At 65.4% G+C, this 17614-nt stretch carries 18 protein-coding genes; 3 read left to right on the top strand and 15 right to left on the bottom strand.

Annotation, left to right across the window (positions count from 1 at the left end):
• The first annotated feature begins 140 nt into the window (after positions 1–140).
• Positions 141–863, top strand: a complete 723-nt coding sequence (locus tag BX604_RS33805) for a glycine zipper 2TM domain-containing protein (protein WP_098555529.1) — start codon at positions 141–143, stop codon at positions 861–863.
• 90 nt (positions 864–953) lie between these two features.
• On the opposite strand, the gene iscX is transcribed toward BX604_RS33805, so the two are convergent.
• The 12 genes from iscX to BX604_RS33745 form a co-directional block, all read right to left on the bottom strand.
• Positions 954–1163, bottom strand: a complete 210-nt coding sequence (iscX, locus tag BX604_RS33800; protein ID WP_098555526.1) for a Fe-S cluster assembly protein IscX — start codon at positions 1161–1163, stop codon at positions 954–956.
• 76 nt (positions 1164–1239) lie between these two features.
• On the bottom strand, positions 1240–1581 hold the full coding sequence (gene fdx / locus BX604_RS33795; RefSeq protein WP_098556542.1) for an ISC system 2Fe-2S type ferredoxin: 342 nt from the start codon (positions 1579–1581) through the stop codon (positions 1240–1242).
• Positions 1582–1669: 88 nt separating this feature from the next.
• Positions 1670–3538 carry a Fe-S protein assembly chaperone HscA gene (gene hscA, locus BX604_RS33790; RefSeq protein WP_098555523.1) on the bottom strand — a complete coding sequence of 623 codons (1869 nt, stop codon included), beginning with the start codon at positions 3536–3538 and terminating at the stop codon, positions 1670–1672.
• A gap of 54 nt (positions 3539–3592) precedes the next feature.
• Positions 3593–4120, bottom strand: a complete 528-nt coding sequence (hscB, locus tag BX604_RS33785) for a Fe-S protein assembly co-chaperone HscB (protein WP_098556539.1) — start codon at positions 4118–4120, stop codon at positions 3593–3595.
• A 94-nt stretch (positions 4121–4214) separates the two neighbouring features.
• The gene (gene iscA, locus BX604_RS33780) at positions 4215–4538 is read right to left on the bottom strand and encodes an iron-sulfur cluster assembly protein IscA (RefSeq protein WP_014896627.1); all 324 of its coding nucleotides are present in this window, start codon (positions 4536–4538) and stop codon (positions 4215–4217) included.
• A 64-nt stretch (positions 4539–4602) separates the two neighbouring features.
• Positions 4603–5010, bottom strand: a complete 408-nt coding sequence (iscU, locus tag BX604_RS33775) for a Fe-S cluster assembly scaffold IscU (RefSeq protein WP_009691729.1) — start codon at positions 5008–5010, stop codon at positions 4603–4605.
• Positions 5011–5078: 68 nt separating this feature from the next.
• The gene (locus BX604_RS33770; RefSeq protein WP_098555520.1) at positions 5079–6302 is read right to left on the bottom strand and encodes an IscS subfamily cysteine desulfurase; all 1224 of its coding nucleotides are present in this window, start codon (positions 6300–6302) and stop codon (positions 5079–5081) included.
• Between the two features lie 63 nt (positions 6303–6365).
• Positions 6366–6905 carry a Fe-S cluster assembly transcriptional regulator IscR gene (iscR, locus tag BX604_RS33765; RefSeq protein ID WP_006760276.1) on the bottom strand — a complete coding sequence of 180 codons (540 nt, stop codon included), beginning with the start codon at positions 6903–6905 and terminating at the stop codon, positions 6366–6368.
• 117 nt (positions 6906–7022) lie between these two features.
• The gene (locus tag BX604_RS33760; protein WP_098555517.1) at positions 7023–7505 is read right to left on the bottom strand and encodes a low molecular weight protein-tyrosine-phosphatase; all 483 of its coding nucleotides are present in this window, start codon (positions 7503–7505) and stop codon (positions 7023–7025) included.
• 101 nt (positions 7506–7606) lie between these two features.
• Positions 7607–7834 (bottom strand): hypothetical protein, encoded by a 228-nt coding sequence (locus BX604_RS33755; protein ID WP_098555515.1) that lies wholly within the window; start codon positions 7832–7834, stop codon positions 7607–7609.
• 127 nt (positions 7835–7961) lie between these two features.
• On the bottom strand, positions 7962–9371 hold the full coding sequence (locus tag BX604_RS33750) for a lactate utilization protein B (RefSeq protein ID WP_098555512.1): 1410 nt from the start codon (positions 9369–9371) through the stop codon (positions 7962–7964).
• Positions 9372–9405: 34 nt separating this feature from the next.
• Positions 9406–10128, bottom strand: coding sequence for a (Fe-S)-binding protein (locus BX604_RS33745; protein ID WP_098555509.1), 723 nt, complete (start codon positions 10126–10128; stop codon positions 9406–9408).
• A gap of 183 nt (positions 10129–10311) precedes the next feature.
• Between BX604_RS33745 and BX604_RS33735 the strand changes: the two genes are divergently transcribed.
• On the top strand, positions 10312–11121 hold the full coding sequence (locus tag BX604_RS33735; protein ID WP_098555503.1) for an IclR family transcriptional regulator: 810 nt from the start codon (positions 10312–10314) through the stop codon (positions 11119–11121).
• Between the two features lie 119 nt (positions 11122–11240).
• On the opposite strand, the gene pbpG is transcribed toward BX604_RS33735, so the two are convergent.
• Positions 11241–12389: a D-alanyl-D-alanine endopeptidase gene (gene pbpG / locus BX604_RS33730; RefSeq protein WP_098555501.1), complete on the bottom strand. Its 1149-nt coding sequence runs from the start codon at positions 12387–12389 to the stop codon at positions 11241–11243.
• Between the two features lie 653 nt (positions 12390–13042).
• Between pbpG and BX604_RS33725 the strand changes: the two genes are divergently transcribed.
• Positions 13043–13609 (top strand): phasin family protein, encoded by a 567-nt coding sequence (locus tag BX604_RS33725; protein WP_096507232.1) that lies wholly within the window; start codon positions 13043–13045, stop codon positions 13607–13609.
• Between the two features lie 267 nt (positions 13610–13876).
• On the opposite strand, the gene lpdA is transcribed toward BX604_RS33725, so the two are convergent.
• The gene (lpdA, locus tag BX604_RS33720; RefSeq protein WP_098555498.1) at positions 13877–15643 is read right to left on the bottom strand and encodes a dihydrolipoyl dehydrogenase; all 1767 of its coding nucleotides are present in this window, start codon (positions 15641–15643) and stop codon (positions 13877–13879) included.
• Positions 15644–15922: 279 nt separating this feature from the next.
• Positions 15923–17563: a dihydrolipoyllysine-residue acetyltransferase gene (gene aceF / locus BX604_RS33715; RefSeq protein ID WP_098555495.1), complete on the bottom strand. Its 1641-nt coding sequence runs from the start codon at positions 17561–17563 to the stop codon at positions 15923–15925.
• Positions 17564–17614 lie beyond the last annotated feature (51 nt).

Below are 17614 nucleotides of genomic sequence, written 5' to 3'. Positions count from 1 at the left end.
TCGACGACACTCCCGTTGCGTCACCACGCATGACCACGGGACCAGAACGAAGCGCCGGAACGCCGAGTCTGCTCGATCCCGAAGCGTGGGATCCGCCCCGACGCCAACGTGCAGGGGCCGGGTCGACACCGGAGAAAAAAATGGACAACCAGAATCAAACCACGCCGCAAAAACAACGCCTCCACCCGCTCATCGCCACCGCCGCCGGTGCCGTCATCGTCGCCAGCCTCGCCGCGACCGCCGCGATCACGGGCATCTTCCCGAAGGCCAGCAGCAACGAACAGAACGCCCAGACCCAGGCCGCGCTGAACGCGTCGCAGCCGGCCGTCGACACGGCCGCGGCAGCCAGCACCGCCCTCGCCGCGCAGGCGCAGCAGCAGGCAGCCGAGCTGGCCGCGCAGCAAAAGGCTGCCGCGCAGGCCGCACCGAAGCCCGCGCCGCGCCCGGTGACGACGCATCATCGCCACACGCCGGCGCCGCAGCCGCCGCAATATGCGCAGCAGCCGTACGCGCCCGCGCAACCGACGTATTGCCAGTCTTGCGGCACGATCGTCGCGATCACGGAGAGCCGTACGCCGGGCCAGAGCTCGGGGATCGGCGCGGTCGGCGGCGCCGCGGCCGGCGGCCTGCTCGGCAACCAGTTCGGGCATGGCAACGGCCGTACCGCGATGACGATCATCGGTGCGCTGGGCGGCGGCCTGGCCGGCAACCAGGTCGAAAAACAGGTGCGCGCGGAAACCGACTATCAGGTGCAGGTCCAGATGGAGAGCGGCGCGACGCGCACGTTCACGTACCACAACGCGCCGCCGTTCGGCCAGGGCCAGCGCGTACGGATCGAGAACGGCACGCTGGTCGGCGCATAACGCACCGCGCGGAAACGAAAAAGGCTCGTGAAGCATCACGAGCCTTTTCTTGTTGCGGGAGCCACGCGAGCGCCGATGCCGGCGCGAATCTCAGTCTTCGTCGTCGAAGTCGGATTCGTCGATCCAGTGGGCCTGGATCGCTTCGAGAATCTTCTCGCCCGAGTGTGCCGGGTCGTCGGTGAAGCCGTCGAGTTCGATCACCCATTGGCGCAGGTCGACGAAATTGATCCGCTGCGGATCGATGTCCGGATGCTTGTCTGCCAGCGCGATGGCGATGTCGCGCGAATCGGTCCATTTCATGGCCTGCTCTCCCGTGTAGGTAGCGGGTCCGCCGGGCGCAGCGACCATGCCGCGCGCCGCCCGACCCACCGATCCGTCAGTGATTTTCCTTCGCGTGGTTGATCGAGTACTTCGGGATCTCGACCACCAGGTCCGAATCTTCCTTCACGATCGCCTGGCACGACAGGCGCGACGTCGGCTCGAGGCCCCACGCCTTGTCGAGCAAGTCGTCCTCGTCCTCGTCGGACGCCTCGAGCGCGTTGAAGCCCTCGCGGATCACCACGTGGCAGGTCGTGCACGCGCACGACTTCTCGCATGCATGCTCGATCTCGATCCCGTTGTCGAGCAGGTTGTCGCAAATACTCTTGCCGGGCGTCGCGTCGATCACTGCGCCGTCCGGGCACAGTTCGACGTGAGGCAGCACCACCAGTTGAGGCATGTCCGTTCCGTCAGTCAGGGTGCGGCGGCGGGCGCCGCACGGTTCAATATCGCGCGGGCCGTCGCCGGCCCGCATGCAGGTCGTTCGTTCAGATTTCGTCGAGCCGTCGGCCCGACAGTGCGCGCTTGATGCTCTTGTCCATCCGGCGCGCCGCGAATTCGTCGGTGCCGTCGGCCAGCGCCTTGGTCGCGGTTTCGATCGCGCTCGCATCGTCACCCTGCGCGATCGTGCCCAGCACCGCGACGAGCGCGTCGACCTGCGTCCGTTCTGCCGCGTCGAGCAGTTCGCCGTCGGCCGCGAGCGCCGCCTGCGTCGCCTCGATCATCCGCTGGGCTTCGACCTGCGCTTCGCGCAGCGCGCGGGCGCGCATGTCGATCTCGGCGGTCTTGAAGCTGTCCTCGAGCATCTGCGCGATGTCGTCGTCGGCGAGGCCGTACGACGGCTTCACCACGACCGACGCCTCGACGCCCGAGTGCTGCTCGCGCGCGAACACCGACAGCAGCCCGTCCGCATCGACCTGATAGGTCACGCGAATACGCGCCGCACCGGCCGTCATCGGCGGGATGCCGCGCAGCTCGAAGCGCGCGAGCGACCGGCAGTCGGCGACGAGTTCGCGCTCGCCCTGCACGACGTGGATCGCCATCGCGGTCTGGCCGTCCTTGAAGGTCGTGAATTCCTGCGCGCGCGCGATCGGAATCGTCGAGTTGCGCGGAATGATCTTCTCGACGAGGCCACCCATCGTCTCGACACCAAGCGACAGCGGGATCACGTCGAGCAGCAGCCAGTCGTCGCCGCTGCCGCGATTGCCGGCGAGCAAGTCGGCCTGGATCGCCGCGCCGAGCGCGACAACCTGATCCGGATCGAGGTTCACGAGCGGCGGCTGGCCGAAATGCTTCGCGACGGCGTCGCGGATCACCGGCATGCGCGTCGCGCCGCCGACGAGCACGACGCCCTTGATGTCGGCCGCGCTCACCTGCGCATCGCGCAAGGCCTTGCGGGTCGGCGTCAGCGTACGCTGGACGAGCGGCTCGACGAGCGCGGCGAACGTGTCGTGCGAGATCGTCTGCACGAGATGCGCGCCGCTCGACAGCGTCACGTCGAGCGACGCCTGCGGCGCGGACGACAGCGCTTCCTTCAGCACGCGCACGCGGTCGAGCAGCAGGCGTACGTCCTCGGGCGCGAGCGTCTGCGCGTCGATACCGGCCTGCGCGAGCACATGGCCGAACAGCACATGGTCGAAATCGTCGCCGCCGAGCGCGGAATCGCCGCCTGCGGCCAGCACTTCGAACACGCCCTTCGTCAGCTTCAGGATCGACAGGTCGAACGTGCCGCCACCGAGGTCATACACCGCGTAGAGGCCCTCGGCCCCGTTGTCGAGACCGTAGGCGATCGCGGCCGCAGTCGGTTCGTTCAGCAGGCGCAGCACGTTCAGGCCCGCGAGACGCGCGGCGTCCTTGGTCGCCTGACGCTGCGCGTCGTCGAAGTACGCTGGCACCGTGATCACCGCGCCGACCAGTTCGTCGCCGAGCGTATCTTCCGCGCGGTAACGCAGCGTCGCGAGAATCTCGGCCGACACTTCGACCGGGCTCTTCACGCCGTCGATCGTGCGAATCTGCACCATGCCCGGCGCATCGACGAACTCGTACGGCGCGTTGGCCGCGCCTTCGACCTCGGCCTTGCCGCGGCCCATGAAGCGCTTGACCGACACGATCGTGTTGCGCGGATCGGTCGCGGCCTGTTCCTTCGCTTCGTGACCGATGCGGCGGCCGCCCTTCTCCAGGTAACGGACCACCGACGGCAGCAGCGCGCGGCCCGCTTCGTCGGGCAGCACTTCGGGCACGCCGCTGCGCACCGCGGCGACGAGCGAGTTCGTCGTGCCGAGATCGATCCCGACAGCGAGTCGCCGCTGATGCGGCGCCGGCGCCATGCCCGGTTCGGAAATTTGCAGTAAAGCCATCTTGGTTCGTTCGGGCGCTCGGCCCGTTTGCTGCGCGTGCCGCGAGGCACGCGGTTAAGTTTCGAGACGCTCGATCTGTGCGCCCACTTCCGACGCGACCCGCTCGATGAACATCAGCTGGCGCACGGCCTCCGCGGCCGCCTGATCGGCACCGCTGTCGAGCAGCGTACCGAGGCGTTCGAGACGCACGCGCTTTTCGCCACGCAGTTCGGCGAGCAGCGCATCGAGCGCGTCGACGTTGCGAGCAGCCGCGGCATCCTCGATGCCTTCGCGCCACTCCATCTGCTGCATCAGGAACGCGGGCTCCATCGCGGTGTTGTTCTCGGCGCCGATGTCGACGCCGCGCAGCGACAGCAGATAGGTCGCGCGCTTCAGCGGATCGCGCAGCGTGCGGTACGCCTCGTTCGCACGGGTCGCCCATTGCATCGCGATACGCTTTTGCGCGTCGCCGGCCGCCGCGAAGCGGTCCGGGTGCACCTGCGTCTGCACGGTGCGATAGGCGCTGTCGAGCGCCGCGTCGTCGAGCGCGAATTGCGCCGGCAGGTGAAACAGGTCGAAGTGGCTGTCTTTCAGCGAAACCATCGTCGCGTTCAATTCCGGTTCGTCGCGCGGCAAACGCCGCACATTAAAAAGGCGGCCCGTGCCGCCTCTTGCCCGCATCGCGCGGAAACCCGCGTCACACGCGGAACGATTCGCCGCAGCCGCACTCGTCCTTCACGTTCGGGTTGTTGAACTTGAACCCTTCGTTCAGGCCTTCTCGAGCGAAGTCCAGTTCGGTGCCGTCGATGTAGGCGAGGCTTTTCGGGTCGACGATGACCTTCACGCCATGGCTCTCGAACACCTGATCCTCGGGGGCCAGCTCGTCGACATACTCGAGCTTGTACGCGAGCCCCGAGCACCCGGTCGTGCGAACGCCAAGCCGCAGGCCCACACCCTTGCCGCGACGGACGAGGTATTTCTGGACGTGCTGTGCTGCTTTTTCGGTCAGTGTAATTGCCATGATGTCCTTGCCGCGGCGCGCCCCACAGGGCTGCCGCGTTCCTTCACAAGCCGCTCGATGCCGCTCAGGCTGCTGCCTGATCGCCTTCCTTGGTGTCGTGGCGCTTCTTGTAGTCGGCCACGGCTGCCTTGATCGCGTCTTCCGCGAGAATCGAGCAGTGAATCTTCACCGGCGGCAGGGCCAGCTCTTCGGCGATCTGCGTGTTCTTGATCGACAGTGCTTCGTCGAGCGTCTTGCCCTTCACCCACTCGGTCACGAGCGAGCTCGACGCGATGGCCGAACCGCAGCCATACGTCTTGAACTTCGCGTCTTCGATCACGCCGTCCGCGCCGACGCGGATCTGCAGCTTCATCACGTCGCCGCAGGCCGGCGCGCCGACCATACCCGTGCCGACCGCGTCGTCGTCTTTCGCGAACGAACCGACGTTACGCGGGTTTTCGTAGTGATCCAGAACCTTGTTGCTGTAAGACATGACTCAGACTCCTTGACTCGTTACGTCTGCGTGCGTGAATGCGCCCGCGAATGTATTGGATGCGGCGCTCAGTGTGCGGCCCATTCGATCGTCGACAGATCGACGCCTTCCTGGTGCATTTCCCAGAGCGGCGACAGCTCGCGCAGCTTCGCGATCTTGCTGTTCAGCAGGTCGATCACGAAGTCGACGTCCTGCTCCGTCGTGAAGCGGCCGACCGTGAAGCGGATCGAGCTGTGGGCCAGTTCGTCGTTGCGGCCGAGCGCACGCAGCACGTACGACGGCTCCAGCGACGCCGACGTGCACGCCGAACCCGACGACACAGCGACGTCCTTGATCGCCATGATCAGCGACTCGCCTTCGACGAAATTGAAGCTGATGTTCAGGTTGTGCGGGACACGGTGCTCCATGTCGCCGTTCACGTACGTTTCCTCGATCTGCGACAGGCCGCGCAGCAGCTTGTCGCGCAGCATGCGGATGCGCTCGTTCTCGGTCGCCATTTCTTCGCGTGCGATGCGGAACGCTTCGCCCATGCCGGCGATCTGGTGCGTCGCCAGCGTGCCCGAACGCATCCCGCGCTCGTGACCGCCGCCGTGCATCTGCGCTTCGATGCGCACGCGCGGCTTGCGACGCACGTACAGCGCGCCGATGCCCTTCGGGCCGTAGGTCTTGTGCGCCGAGAACGACATCAGGTCGACCTTCAGCTTCGCGAGGTCGATCTCGACCTTGCCGGTCGATTGTGCGGCGTCGACGTGGAACACGATGCCCTTCTCGCGGCAGATCTCGCCGATCGTCTCGATGTCCTGGATCACGCCGATCTCGTTGTTCACGTGCATCACCGATACGAGGATCGTGTCCGGGCGCAGTGCGGCCTTGAACACGTCGAGGTCGATCAGCCCGTCTTCCTTCACGTCGAGATAGGTGACTTCGAAGCCGTCGCGCTCGAGCTCACGGCAGGTGTCGAGCACGGCCTTGTGCTCGGTCTTCACCGTGATGATGTGCTTGCCCTTGCCCTTGTAGAAGTTCGCGGCACCCTTGATCGCGAGGTTGTCCGACTCCGTTGCGCCGGACGTCCAGATGATCTCGCGCGGATCCGCGTTCACGAGCGCGGCCACCTGCTCGCGCGCTTCTTCGACCGCGCGTTCCGCATCCCAGCCGTACGCGTGGCTGCGCGATGCCGGATTGCCGAACTGTTCGCGCAGGTACGGCACCATCTTGTCGACCACGCGCGGATCGACCGGCGTCGTCGCGCTGTAATCCATGTAGATGGGCAGGTGGAGAGTCTCTTGGGTCATCTGTCGCTCCGGGTATTCTGTGCAGGGACTGTGTGCGTTATGGGGTGTGCGGCGCGTACGCGCTCACGAACTCGCGATGTTGAACACCGAATTGGGGCCGAGGGGCATCGTGCGCACCGGTTCGGCCGGTGCCGCGGCGGGCTCCGGCGCGCGTCGGTCGCGCAATACCGCCGGGGCGCCCTCTCTCGCGCGCTGCTGATCGACGAGATCCTGCAGCGACACCGAATCGAGGTATTCGACCATCTTCTGATTCAGGGTCGACCACAGCTCGTGCGTCATGCAATGGCCGTCGGGCTGCTTCGAGCCGTCGCACGTGCCTTTGCCGCCGCACTGCGTGGCGTCAAGCGGTTCATCGACCGCGATGATGATGTCGGCGACGGTGACGTCCTGCGCGCGGCGCGCGAGGTTGTAGCCGCCGCCCGGGCCGCGCACGGATTCGACGATTTCATGCCTGCGCAGCTTGCCGAACAGCTGTTCGAGATACGAGAGCGAAATCCGCTGGCGCTGGCTGATGCCTGCAAGCGTCACCGGGCCCTGCTCCTGGCGCAGTGCCAAGTCAATCATCGCCGTGACGGCGAAACGGCCTTTGGTGGTGAGTCTCATGGTGTCTAGGGGACTGCAATCTTGACGATTTTGGTCAAGTATAAATATTTGACGTTTTTAGTCAAGTATCCATGTCTTTGACAGGGTATTCGCTGACCACTGAATTCCCTGCCGCGATCAGCGCGCGGTGCACGCCTTGAGGGTGTCCAGCAGGCCCGCGCATGCGCGCTCGACCTGATCGAGCACCTGCTCGAAACCCTGCGCGCCGCCGAAATAGGGATCGGCGACTTCGGTCTCGGCCGTGCCCGGCGCGAATTCCATCAACAGGCGCACCTTGTCGCGATACTCCGGCGGGCAGCGCCGGCGCAGTTCCGCGAGATTGGCCTCGTCCATCGCGAGCAGCAGGTCGAAACGCTCGAAGTCCGCCGCACTCACCTGCCGCGCCCGCAGCGCAGACAGGTCGTAGCCGCGCGTATGCGCGGCAGCCTGCGCGCGCGTGTCGGGCGGCTCGCCGACATGCCAGTCGCCGGTGCCGGCCGAATCGATCGCGATCCGGTCGGCCAGCCCGGCCGCGCCTACCTGGTGGCGCATCACGCCTTCTGCCGTAGGCGAACGGCAGATATTGCCAAGACAGACGAAACAGATCGCAACGCGGTTCATCGCACTATCGGAAAGCCGCGGCGAACCGCGTGGGAGCAGAGCACGCCATTATACAAAGGCGCCCGGAATCGCGCCGTCGCGCAAAGCGACGGCGGCATGCGTTACAGCGCCTTCGGTGCGGCGAGCGCGACGTCGCTGGATGCGGGCGGCAACGACTTCGTCGCGTCGTCGACCAGACCGAACGACACCGCGCGCGCCAGCTCGGCCGATGCCTGATGAACGGCCAGCGGGCCACGCGACGGCGCGTCGGCCATCGCGTACAGATAGGCGGCCGCCGCGAGCGGGACGACGATTGCCAGCGGCCAGTACATCGATATTGTCTTTTTCATGATGCGGCTCCTTGACCTGATTCCCCGAAACCCAATTTCGGGGACTATAGGCAAGATTCTATAGACCTCATCTATCGAGATAAATACACGAATAGCGAACGCACTGTTGCGACCCGATGAACAGTCGTCAGCCGAGGTGGCTCTTCGACGCCGCGTACAGCTCGCGGAACGTGCGCCCGGTCGGCGTCGGCATGTCGCGCGTGTCCATCCAGCCGCCCATCATCGGCAGGCGCCGCAGCGTGCCGCCGCTGCCCAGCCGCTCGAGGATGCGCACCGCGAGCTTGGTCGTCAGCGCGTAGAGCACCGGCCGGCGCGCGAAAAAGCCCCACGCGGCCAGCCCGGCGCGCTCGCGCCACGGCCGCAGGTGCCGCTCGACCTGCTTCTCGCGCAGCGTGCGCAGCAGATGCGACAACGGAATCCCGGCCGGGCACACGCTGTCGCACTCGCCGCACAGCGTCGCGGCCTGCGGCAGGTCCAGCGCCTGCTCGACCCCGACGTAGCTCGGCGTCAGCACCGAGCCCATCGGCCCCGGATAGACCCAGCCATACGCGTGGCCGCCGACCTTCTGGTAGACCGGGCAATGGTTCATGCACGCGCCGCAGCGAATGCAGCGCAGCATCTCCTGGAACTCGCCGCCGATCAGGCCGGTGCGGCCGCCGTCGACGAGCACCACGTAATTGTGTTCCGGGCCGTCCTCGTCGCCGGGGCCGCGCGGGCCGGTGAGCAGCGAGAAGTAGTTCGACGTCTTCTGCCCGGTCGCCGAGCGCGGCAGCAGGCGCATCGCGGTCGCGAGATCCTCGAGCGTCGGCAGCACCTTCTCGATGCCCGTCACCGCGACGTGCACGCGCGGCATCACCGTGCACATCCCTTCGTTGCCTTCGTTCGTGACGACCGCGACCGAACCCGTCTCGGCGATCACGAAGTTGCCGCCCGTCACGCCCATGTCGGCCGACATGAAATGCGGGCGCAGCACTTCGCGCGCCTCGCGCGTCATGTCGGGAATCTCGGTCAGCCGCTCGCGGTGGTGTGTGCGGGCGAACAGGTCGGCGATCTCGTCCTTGTCCTTGTGCACGACGGGCGCAATGATGTGGCTCGGCGGCTCGTTGTCGTTGATCTGCAGGATGTATTCGCCGAGGTCCGTCTCGATCGACTGCACGCCCATCTCCGCGAGCACCGCGTTCAGGCGCATTTCCTCGGACACCATCGACTTCGTCTTGATGACCTTCTTCACGTCGTGGCGGCGCGCGATGTCGGCGACGAGCCGCGCGGCGTCGGCGGTCGTTTCCGCGAACAGCACCGTCGTGCCGCGCCGCGTCGCCTCGCGCTCGAATGCCTCGAGCCATACGTCGAGGTTCTCGAGCGCACGGTTGCGGCGCGCTTTCAGCGCGGCGCGGGTCGCCTGGAAGTCGATCGCGGTCATCGCGTCGGCACGTGCCGACACGAACTTCGTCGACAGCTTCTTCAGGTTCTGCTGCAGGCGCTGGTCGGCCAGCTTCTGGCCGGCGCGCGCCTTGAAATGCATCGATTGGACTTGCATCGCGGTATCGGGGAAAAGTGAGCGGAACCGGGCGTCAGACGTCGCCCGCCAGCACCTGCGCGACGTGCAGCACGCGTGTATCGCGGTCGCCCGTGCGGCGCAACCGCCCTTCGATGTTCAGCATGCAGCCGAGATCGCCGAGCACGACGGCGCCCGTGCCCGATGCGCGCACGTTCGCGCATTTCTCGTCCGCGATGGCCGCCGAGATATCGCCGTACTTCACCGAGAACGTGCCGCCGAAGCCGCAGCAGTGCTCGCAATCCTTCATTTCGGTCACGGCGACGCCGCGCTGCGCGAGCAGCGCGCGCGGCTGCGCCTTCACGCCGAGTTCGCGCAACCCCGAGCACGAGTCGTGATAGGTGACGGGCCCCGTGAATTCACCGGGCACGAGCGTGACCTTCGCGACGTTCACCAGGAAATCGGTCAGTTCGTAGACTTTCTGCTGGAACCGCGCATAGCGCCCCATCAGTTCCGGGTCGTCGCGAAACAGGTCGCCGTAGTGCGCGCGGATCATCCCGCCGCACGAACCCGACGGCGCGACGACGTAATCGAATTGCTCGAACTCGCGCAGGGTCTTTTCCGCGAGATCCCGCGCAAGCACGCGGTCGCCCGAGTTGTAGGCCGGCTGGCCGCAGCACGTCTGCGCGGGCGGCACGAACACCTCGTAGCCGGCATCGCGAATCAGTTTCAGCGCCGAAAAACCGATTTCCGGACGCATCAGGTCGACCAGGCAGGTCACGAACAAACCGACTCGCATACGCGCTCCTTCGAGAAAACGGCTCTCATTATCCGCCGTTTGGCCGGCAAGACCAACGCCGGCGCGCACGCAAGTGCATACGGCCGGATGTGAGGACTTCCTCGAACGGCGTTCGCTTTTTTCACAATACGAGATACAATCGACGCAACACCGCTGGACGCGTCAACCGATTCTCCCCCCGACATGAGCCAACCCACCCCGGATTCCAAAACGTCGATCCAGGTGATCGAACGCATGATGCGGCTGCTGGACGCGCTTGCCTCGCACAGCGACCCCGTCAGCCTGAAGGAGCTAGCGCAGCGCACGGATCTGCATCCATCGACCGCGCACCGTATCCTCAACGACATGGTGACCTGCCGCCTCGTCGACCGCTCCGATCCCGGTACATACCGGCTCGGCATGCGGCTGCTCGAGCTCGGCAACCTCGTGAAGGCGCGCCTGTCGGTGCGCGACGCGGCGCTGATGCCGATGCGCGAGCTGCACCGCCTCACCGGCCAGACCGTGAACCTGTCGGTACGCCAGGGCGACGAGATCGTCTATATCGAGCGTGCGTATTCGGAGCGCTCGGGGATGCAGGTCGTCCGCGCGATCGGTGGCCGTGCGCCGCTGCACCTCACGTCGGTCGGCAAGCTGTTTCTCGCGGTCGACGAAACCTCGCGCGTGCGCGCCTATGCAACGCGCACGGGACTGTCCGGCCACACGCAGAACAGCATTACCGACATCGCGAAGCTCGAGCGCGAGCTGACGCTCGTTCGCCAGCAATCGTGCGCACGCGACAACGAGGAGCTGGAGCTCGGCGTGCGCTGTATCGCGGCCGGCATCTACGACGATTCGGGCAAGCTCGTCGCCGGGCTGTCGCTGTCGGCCCCGGCCGACCGCCTGCAGGACGCCTGGCTCGGCCAGTTGAGTCGCACCGCGCTCACCATCTCGGAATCGCTCGGCTACCGGCCCGCGCCCGTGAAGGATACGGACGGGCTGCAGCGGCACGCATAAGCGCCCGCCCTCGGCACCTGCCACCCGCTGCGCCGCAGCCGAACAAAAAAAGCCCCGCGATTGCGGGGCTTTTTCATTGCGGCGACACCGGCACACGGCGGCAAGCCGCCGGAGCCTGATCAGGTACCGCCGTTCGCCGTATTGGCCGCCGTCAGGCGCTCGCCGCCGCCGGCGTCGAGCCAGTTGCGCAGGCGCGCTGCATCGGCAAAGCGCGAGTACTTGCCAAACGAATCGAGCAGCACCATCACCATCGGCCGGCCGTGGATCGTCGCCTGCATCACGAGACATTCGCCTGCTTCGTTGATGAAGCCCGTCTTCTGCAGACCGATGTCCCACGAGCCATTGCCGCGGATCAGCGCGTTCGTGCTGTTGTAGACCAGATTGCGCTTGCCTGTGTTCACGTCGTACGTACGATCGGTCGAGAACTGACGAATCATCGGGTACTGATACGCGGCGTTGACCATCTTCACGAGGTCGCGCGCGCTCGACACGTTCGAACTCGACAGACCGGTCGAATTCTCGAAGTGCGTGTCGTTCATCCCGAGCGCCTTGGCCTTCGCGTTCATCGCGGCGATGAATGCCGGACGGCCGCCCGGGTAGTAACGCGACAACGCAGCCGCCGCGCGGTTTTCCGATGCCATCAGCGCGATGTGCAGCATGTCTTCGCGCGACAGGATCGAGCCGACCGACAGGCGCGAGCCCGTGTTCTTCTCGTAATCGCGATCTTCGTCGGTGACTTCGATCTGCTCGTTCATCGGCGCCTTCGAGTCGAGGACGACCATCGACGTCATCAGCTTCGAGATCGACGCGATCGGCACGACGGCGTGCGAATTCTTGTCGAACAGCGGCTCGCCGGTGTTCTGGTCGACCACGTACGCGACGCTCGAGCGCAGCGCGAGCGCGTCCGGCGTGTCGTGCAGGCCGAACGCCTGGCCGACGGTGGGCCGGCGCGGCTGGAACGCGACCTTGCGGACCGCGCCACGATGGCCGTGCACGTTCGACGCGAGCGTCACGCGCTTGCGCGACGCCTTTGCACGCGGCGCCTCGGCCGATGCGACCTTGGCGGATTTTTCGGACGCGGCCTTGACCGACTTCTTCTTCGCGGACGAAGCGGAGGCAGTCTTTTTGGCGGCGTGGTGAGTGCTCGCAGTGGCGGCAAAGGCGTCAGCGGGCGCGGTGGTCGCCAGCAAGGCGACGGCGACCGACACAGCCGTGCCGAGCGTCATGCTCTGCAACAATCTGCGCGGTGAAAACGATTCGGCTTTCATTGGGGTCTGGACAAAGCGGGCGGGAGGTTTCCGCAAGTGTAGTTAAAGCTGAAAAAAAGAGCAATATTAGGCACTTACCGATCGTCGTTAAACCGGAATGTAAGGGTCACTCGACCGTGATCGATCGACCCTCCCGCTCCCATTGGAAAAATCCATGGGATGCGCTGCCCGACAGTACCCGTTTCTCGATTACCACTCGGTTAATTGAGATAACGTCACTTCGGCGACGAATTAAAGCGGGGAAAGTACGTATCCGGCGCTCGGTGTGCCATCAGCACCGGTCTTGGCTGCGGCGGCGGCACGTCGCCACGGCACGCGCATTGAAACGACGCGTTTTCGACAGGAACAGAAGCATAACGTTCCACACGCCTGTCAGGTTTACCTGTGCATGATCATGGTGCGGCGCGCCTGCCCCGCCCCGGTGCGCACCATCTGGGATCACGCCTGAAACCGATTCCGGACGCCCACGATAACTTGTTGTTTTATCAATAATTTGTCGTGATTGTGCAACGCACAAAAAATACTTGACAAGACTTTTCTCTGCCCTAAAATACGACTCATTGCTGCGTTGCACAAAGCACGCAGATCCGAGGTTCCCCTGCGTAGTGCCCTTTACCCCTGCGATCGACGCGATCGCTTTTCAGGAGCTTGACATGTCCTTGCTGACCCCCGAGCAAATCGCCGCCGCCCAGAAAGCCAACCTCGAAAGCCTGTTCGGTCTGACGACCAAGGCGTTCGAAGGCGTCGAAAAGCTGATCGAACTGAACCTGCAGGTCGTGAAGTCGACGCTGACGGAGAGCCAGGAAAACGCACAGCGCCTGCTGTCGGTGAAGGACGCGCAAGAACTGATCGCGCTGCAAGCCAGCCTGTCGCAGCCGGTCGCGGAAAAGGTTCTGTCGTACAGCCGTCACCTGTATGAAATCGCATCGTCGACGCAAGCCGAATTCGCGAAGGTTGCAGAAGCGCAATTCGAAGAGCAGAACAAGAAGGTCCAGGCACTCGTCGACAACGTCGCGAAGAACGCTCCGGCCGGTTCGGAAACGGCTGTTGCCGCGCTGAAGTCGGCACTGAACGCTGCGAACACGACGTACGAAACGGTCCAGAAGGCTGCCAAGCAAGCCGTCGAGATCGCTGAAACGAACTTCAACGCGGCTGCCGCTGTCGCGACGAAGGCTGCAAGCGCTGCTGCATCGCGCCGCACGAGCAAGCCGGCCGCGTAAGCGTCCCCTGCTCCTGAAAAAGCCGCGCACTGCGCGGCTTTTTCATTTGCGAAGCGACTCGGTGAAAAACCCGGCACCGTTCCGACATTTGTTTCGGCGGAGAAGCAGGAAGTCGCTCGCGCCGTTTCGCGTACGGCGCGCTGTACCCGCCCTCGGCATCGGCCGCCCTCCCCGGCTCCCGGTTACGCACCGATAAAAAAAACGCCACGTCCCTTTCGGGACGTGGCGTTTTTCCTGGCCGGCGCGAAGCCGGCCGTGCCGGTCGCGTTACTTCTTGCGTTGCGGCGGCAGGTCCGTACAGACGCCTTCGTACAGCTCGGCGGCCATGCCGACCGATTCGCCGAGCGTCGGGTGCGGATGGATCGTCTTGCCGATATCTTCCGCGTCCGCGCCCATTTCGACGGCGAGGCACACTTCGCTGATCAGGTCGCCCGCGTTCAGGCCGACGATGGCGCCGCCGATCACGCGATGGGTTTCCTCATCGAAGATCAGCTTCGTGAAGCCTTCGTCGCGGCCGTTCGCGATCGCGCGGCCCGATGCGGCCCACGGGAACACCGCCTTGCCGTACTTGATGCCTTCGGCCTTGCACTGGTCTTCCGTCTTGCCGGCCCACGCCACTTCCGGATCGGTGTAGGCTACCGACGGGATCTGCAGCGCGTCGAAGTAGGCCTTCTCGCCGTGTGCGGCTTCCGCTGCGACGTGGCCTTCATGCACGGCCTTGTGCGCGAGCATCGGCTGACCGACGACGTCACCGATCGCGAAGATGTGCGGGACGTTCGTGCGCATCTGCTTGTCGACGTCGATGAAGCCGCGGTCGGTAACCGCGACGCCGGCCTTGTCGGCGCCGATCTTCTTGCCGTTCGGGCTGCGACCCACCGCGACCAGCACGAGGTCGTAGCGCTGCGCTTCCGCCGGGGCCTTTTCGCCCTCGAACTTCACGTAGATGCCGTCTTCCTTCGCTTCCGCGCCAACCGTCTTGGTCTTCAGCATCACGTTGCCGAAGCGCTTCGCGTTGTACTTTTCCCAGACCTTCACGAGATCGCGGTCCGCGCCCATCATCAGGCCGTCCATCATTTCGACCACGTCGATCTCGGCGCCGAGCGTCGAGTACACCGTTGCCATTTCGAGGCCGATGATGCCGCCGCCGATCACCAGCATGCGCTTCGGCAGCTGGCGCAGTTCGAGTGCGCCCGTCGAATCGACGACGCGCGGGTCTTCCGGCATGAACGGCAGCTTCACCGCTTGCGAGCCGGCGGCGATGATCGCCTGCTTGAACTTGACGACCTTCTTGCCGTTCTCGCCCTGCACTTCCATGTGGAACGGATCGACGAACGCGCCGACGCCGGTCACGACTTCGACCTTGCGCGCCTTCGCCATGCCGGCGAGGCCCGTCGTCAGTTTCTTGACGACGCCGCCCTTGAAGTCGCGCAGCTTGTCGAGGTCGACTTGCGGCGCGCCGAACGTGATGCCGTGCGACGCGAGCGCAGCAGCTTCTTCAACGACGAGCGACGTGTGCAGCAGTGCTTTCGACGGGATGCAACCAACGTTCAGGCACACGCCGCCGAGCGTCGAGTAGCGTTCGACGAGCACCGTCTTCATGCCGAGGTCGGCTGCGCGGAAGGCAGCCGAGTAGCCGCCGGGGCCGGCGCCGAGCACGAGCATGTCGCACTCGATGTCGGCTGCGCCGGCGTAGCTGCCGGCTTGCGGCGCTGCTGCCGGAGCGGCGGCGGCCGGTGCCGGTGCGGCGGCTGCGGGCTTCGCCGCTTCGGGTGCTTTCGCGGGAGCGGCTGCGCCTGCCGATGCTTCGACGATGGCGATGACCGTGCCTTGCGAGACTTTCTCGCCGGCCTTGACCTTGACTTCCTTGACCGTGCCGGCGACGTCGCTGGGCACTTCCATGGAGGCTTTGTCCGATTCGAGCGTGATGAGCGTTTGCTCTTTTTCGACCACGTCGCCCGGCTTCACGTTGACTTCGATGACATCGACGCCGCTGAAATCGCCGATATCCGGAACCTTGACTTCGATGAGACTCATTACTGTCCCCTTCTTGATTAGCTGCAGACAGAGAGGGGGAGAGACTCGCGTAGAACCTAACCGAGGCCTGGCAAAAGAACGCGAACCCGGGCAGAACCACCTTTGCCGTCCGCCCAAGGACGCGCCTTTCTTTTGGTTACTTTTCTTTGGAAGACAAAGAAAAGTAACCGCCGCCCCGCGCAGGGGCGACGCTAATAGACCGTCAGCAATACAGGTTCAACGACAGGGCGCGGACCACACACACAAAACCCACGCCCCCGCGAGCCACTCCCACGCTCATCAAAGAATGATGCGACGGAAATCCCCGAGCAACGCCCCGAGATACGCATTGAACCGCGCGGCTTCCGCGCCATCGATGACGCGATGGTCATACGACAGCGACAGCGGCAGCGTCAGGCGCGGCACGAACTGCTTGCCGTCCCACACCGGCTTCATCTGGCCGCGCGACAATCCGAGGATCGCCACTTCCGGCGCGTTGATGATCGGCGTGAAGTTGGTACCGCCGATCCCGCCGAGCGACGAGATCGAGAAGCAACCACCCTGCATCTGGTCCGGCTTCAGCTTGCCGTCACGCGCGGCCTTCGACAGCTCGGCCATTTCCTTCGCGATATCGACGAGGCCCTTCTTGTCCGCATCGCGGATCACCGGCACGACGAGACCGTTCGGCGTGTCCGCGGCGAAACCAACGTGGTAGTACTGCTTGAACACCAAGTTGTCGCCGTCGAGGCTCGCGTTGAAGGTCGGGAACTTCTTCAGCGCAGCGACGACCGCCTTGATCACGAATGCGAGCATCGTGAACTTCACGCCCGCCTTCTCGTGTTCCTTGTTCAACTGCACGCGCAGTGCTTCGAGCTCGGTGATGTCCGCTTCGTCGTTGTTCGTAACGTGCGGGATCATCACCCAGTTGCGATGCAGGTTCGCGCCCGAGATCTTCTTGATGCGCGACAGCGGCTTCGCCTCGAACGGGCCGAACTTCGAGAAGTCGACCTTCGGCCACGGCAGCAGGTTCAGCTCGCCGCCGCCTGCCGGCGCAGCTGCTGCGCCCGGCGCTGCGCGCTGCCCCGTCATCACGCCCTTCACGAAGCCCGTGATGTCGTCCTTCGTGATACGGCCCTTCGGACCGCTACCCTGCACGCGTGCGACTTCGACGCCGAGTTCGCGCGCGAACTTGCGTACCGACGGCGACGCGTGGCTTGCGCGGTATTCGCCCGACGCAGCGGCGGCCGGCGCGGCAGCAGCCGGAGCCGGTGCAGCCTTCGCGGGTGCCGGTGCGGCAGCGGGCGCCGGAGCCGCAGCGGCCGGCGCCGGAGCGCTTGCCTGCGGTGCGGCGGCAGCCGGTGCGCCTGCGGCTTCGAGCAGCACGATCAGCGTGCCTTCCGATACCGAGTCGCCCACCTTGACCTTGATTTCCTTCACGACGCCGGCGGCCGGGCTCGGCACGTCCATCGTCGCCTTGTCCGATTCGAGCGTGACGAGCGATTGCTCCTTCTCGACCGTATCGCCGACCTTCACGCCGATCTCGATCACCGGGACATCCTTGTAGTCGCCGATGTCGGGCACCTTCACTTCGAGCGTGCCGCCCGATGCAGCCGGTGCCGCAGCCGGAGCGGCGGCGGCCGGTGCGGGCGCTGCCGCCGGGGCCGGAGCCGGTGCAGCTGCGCCGTTCACCTGCGCTGCGGCGCCGCCGTCGAGCAGGATGATCAGCGAGCCTTCCGACACGGAATCGCCCACCTTGATCTTCACTTCCTTGACCGTGCCGGCTGCCGGGCTCGGGACATCCATCGTCGCCTTGTCCGACTCGAGCGTGACGAGCGACTGCTCGGGCTCGACCGTGTCGCCCACCTTCACCAGCACCTCGATGACGGGCACGTCCTTGTAATCGCCGATATCCGGCACCTTCACTTCGATCGCTTGACTCATCTTGTTGTGTCTCCATGGCCGCGCGCGCCCCTCCCGGAAGCGGCGCGCGGC

The organism is Burkholderia sp. JKS000303 (assembly GCF_002563755.1).
Taxonomy (GTDB): Bacteria; Pseudomonadota; Gammaproteobacteria; order Burkholderiales; family Burkholderiaceae; genus Burkholderia; species Burkholderia anthina_B.
Note: the sequence above shows the minus strand (reverse complement) of the source record. Positions and strands in the feature narration are given on the sequence as shown.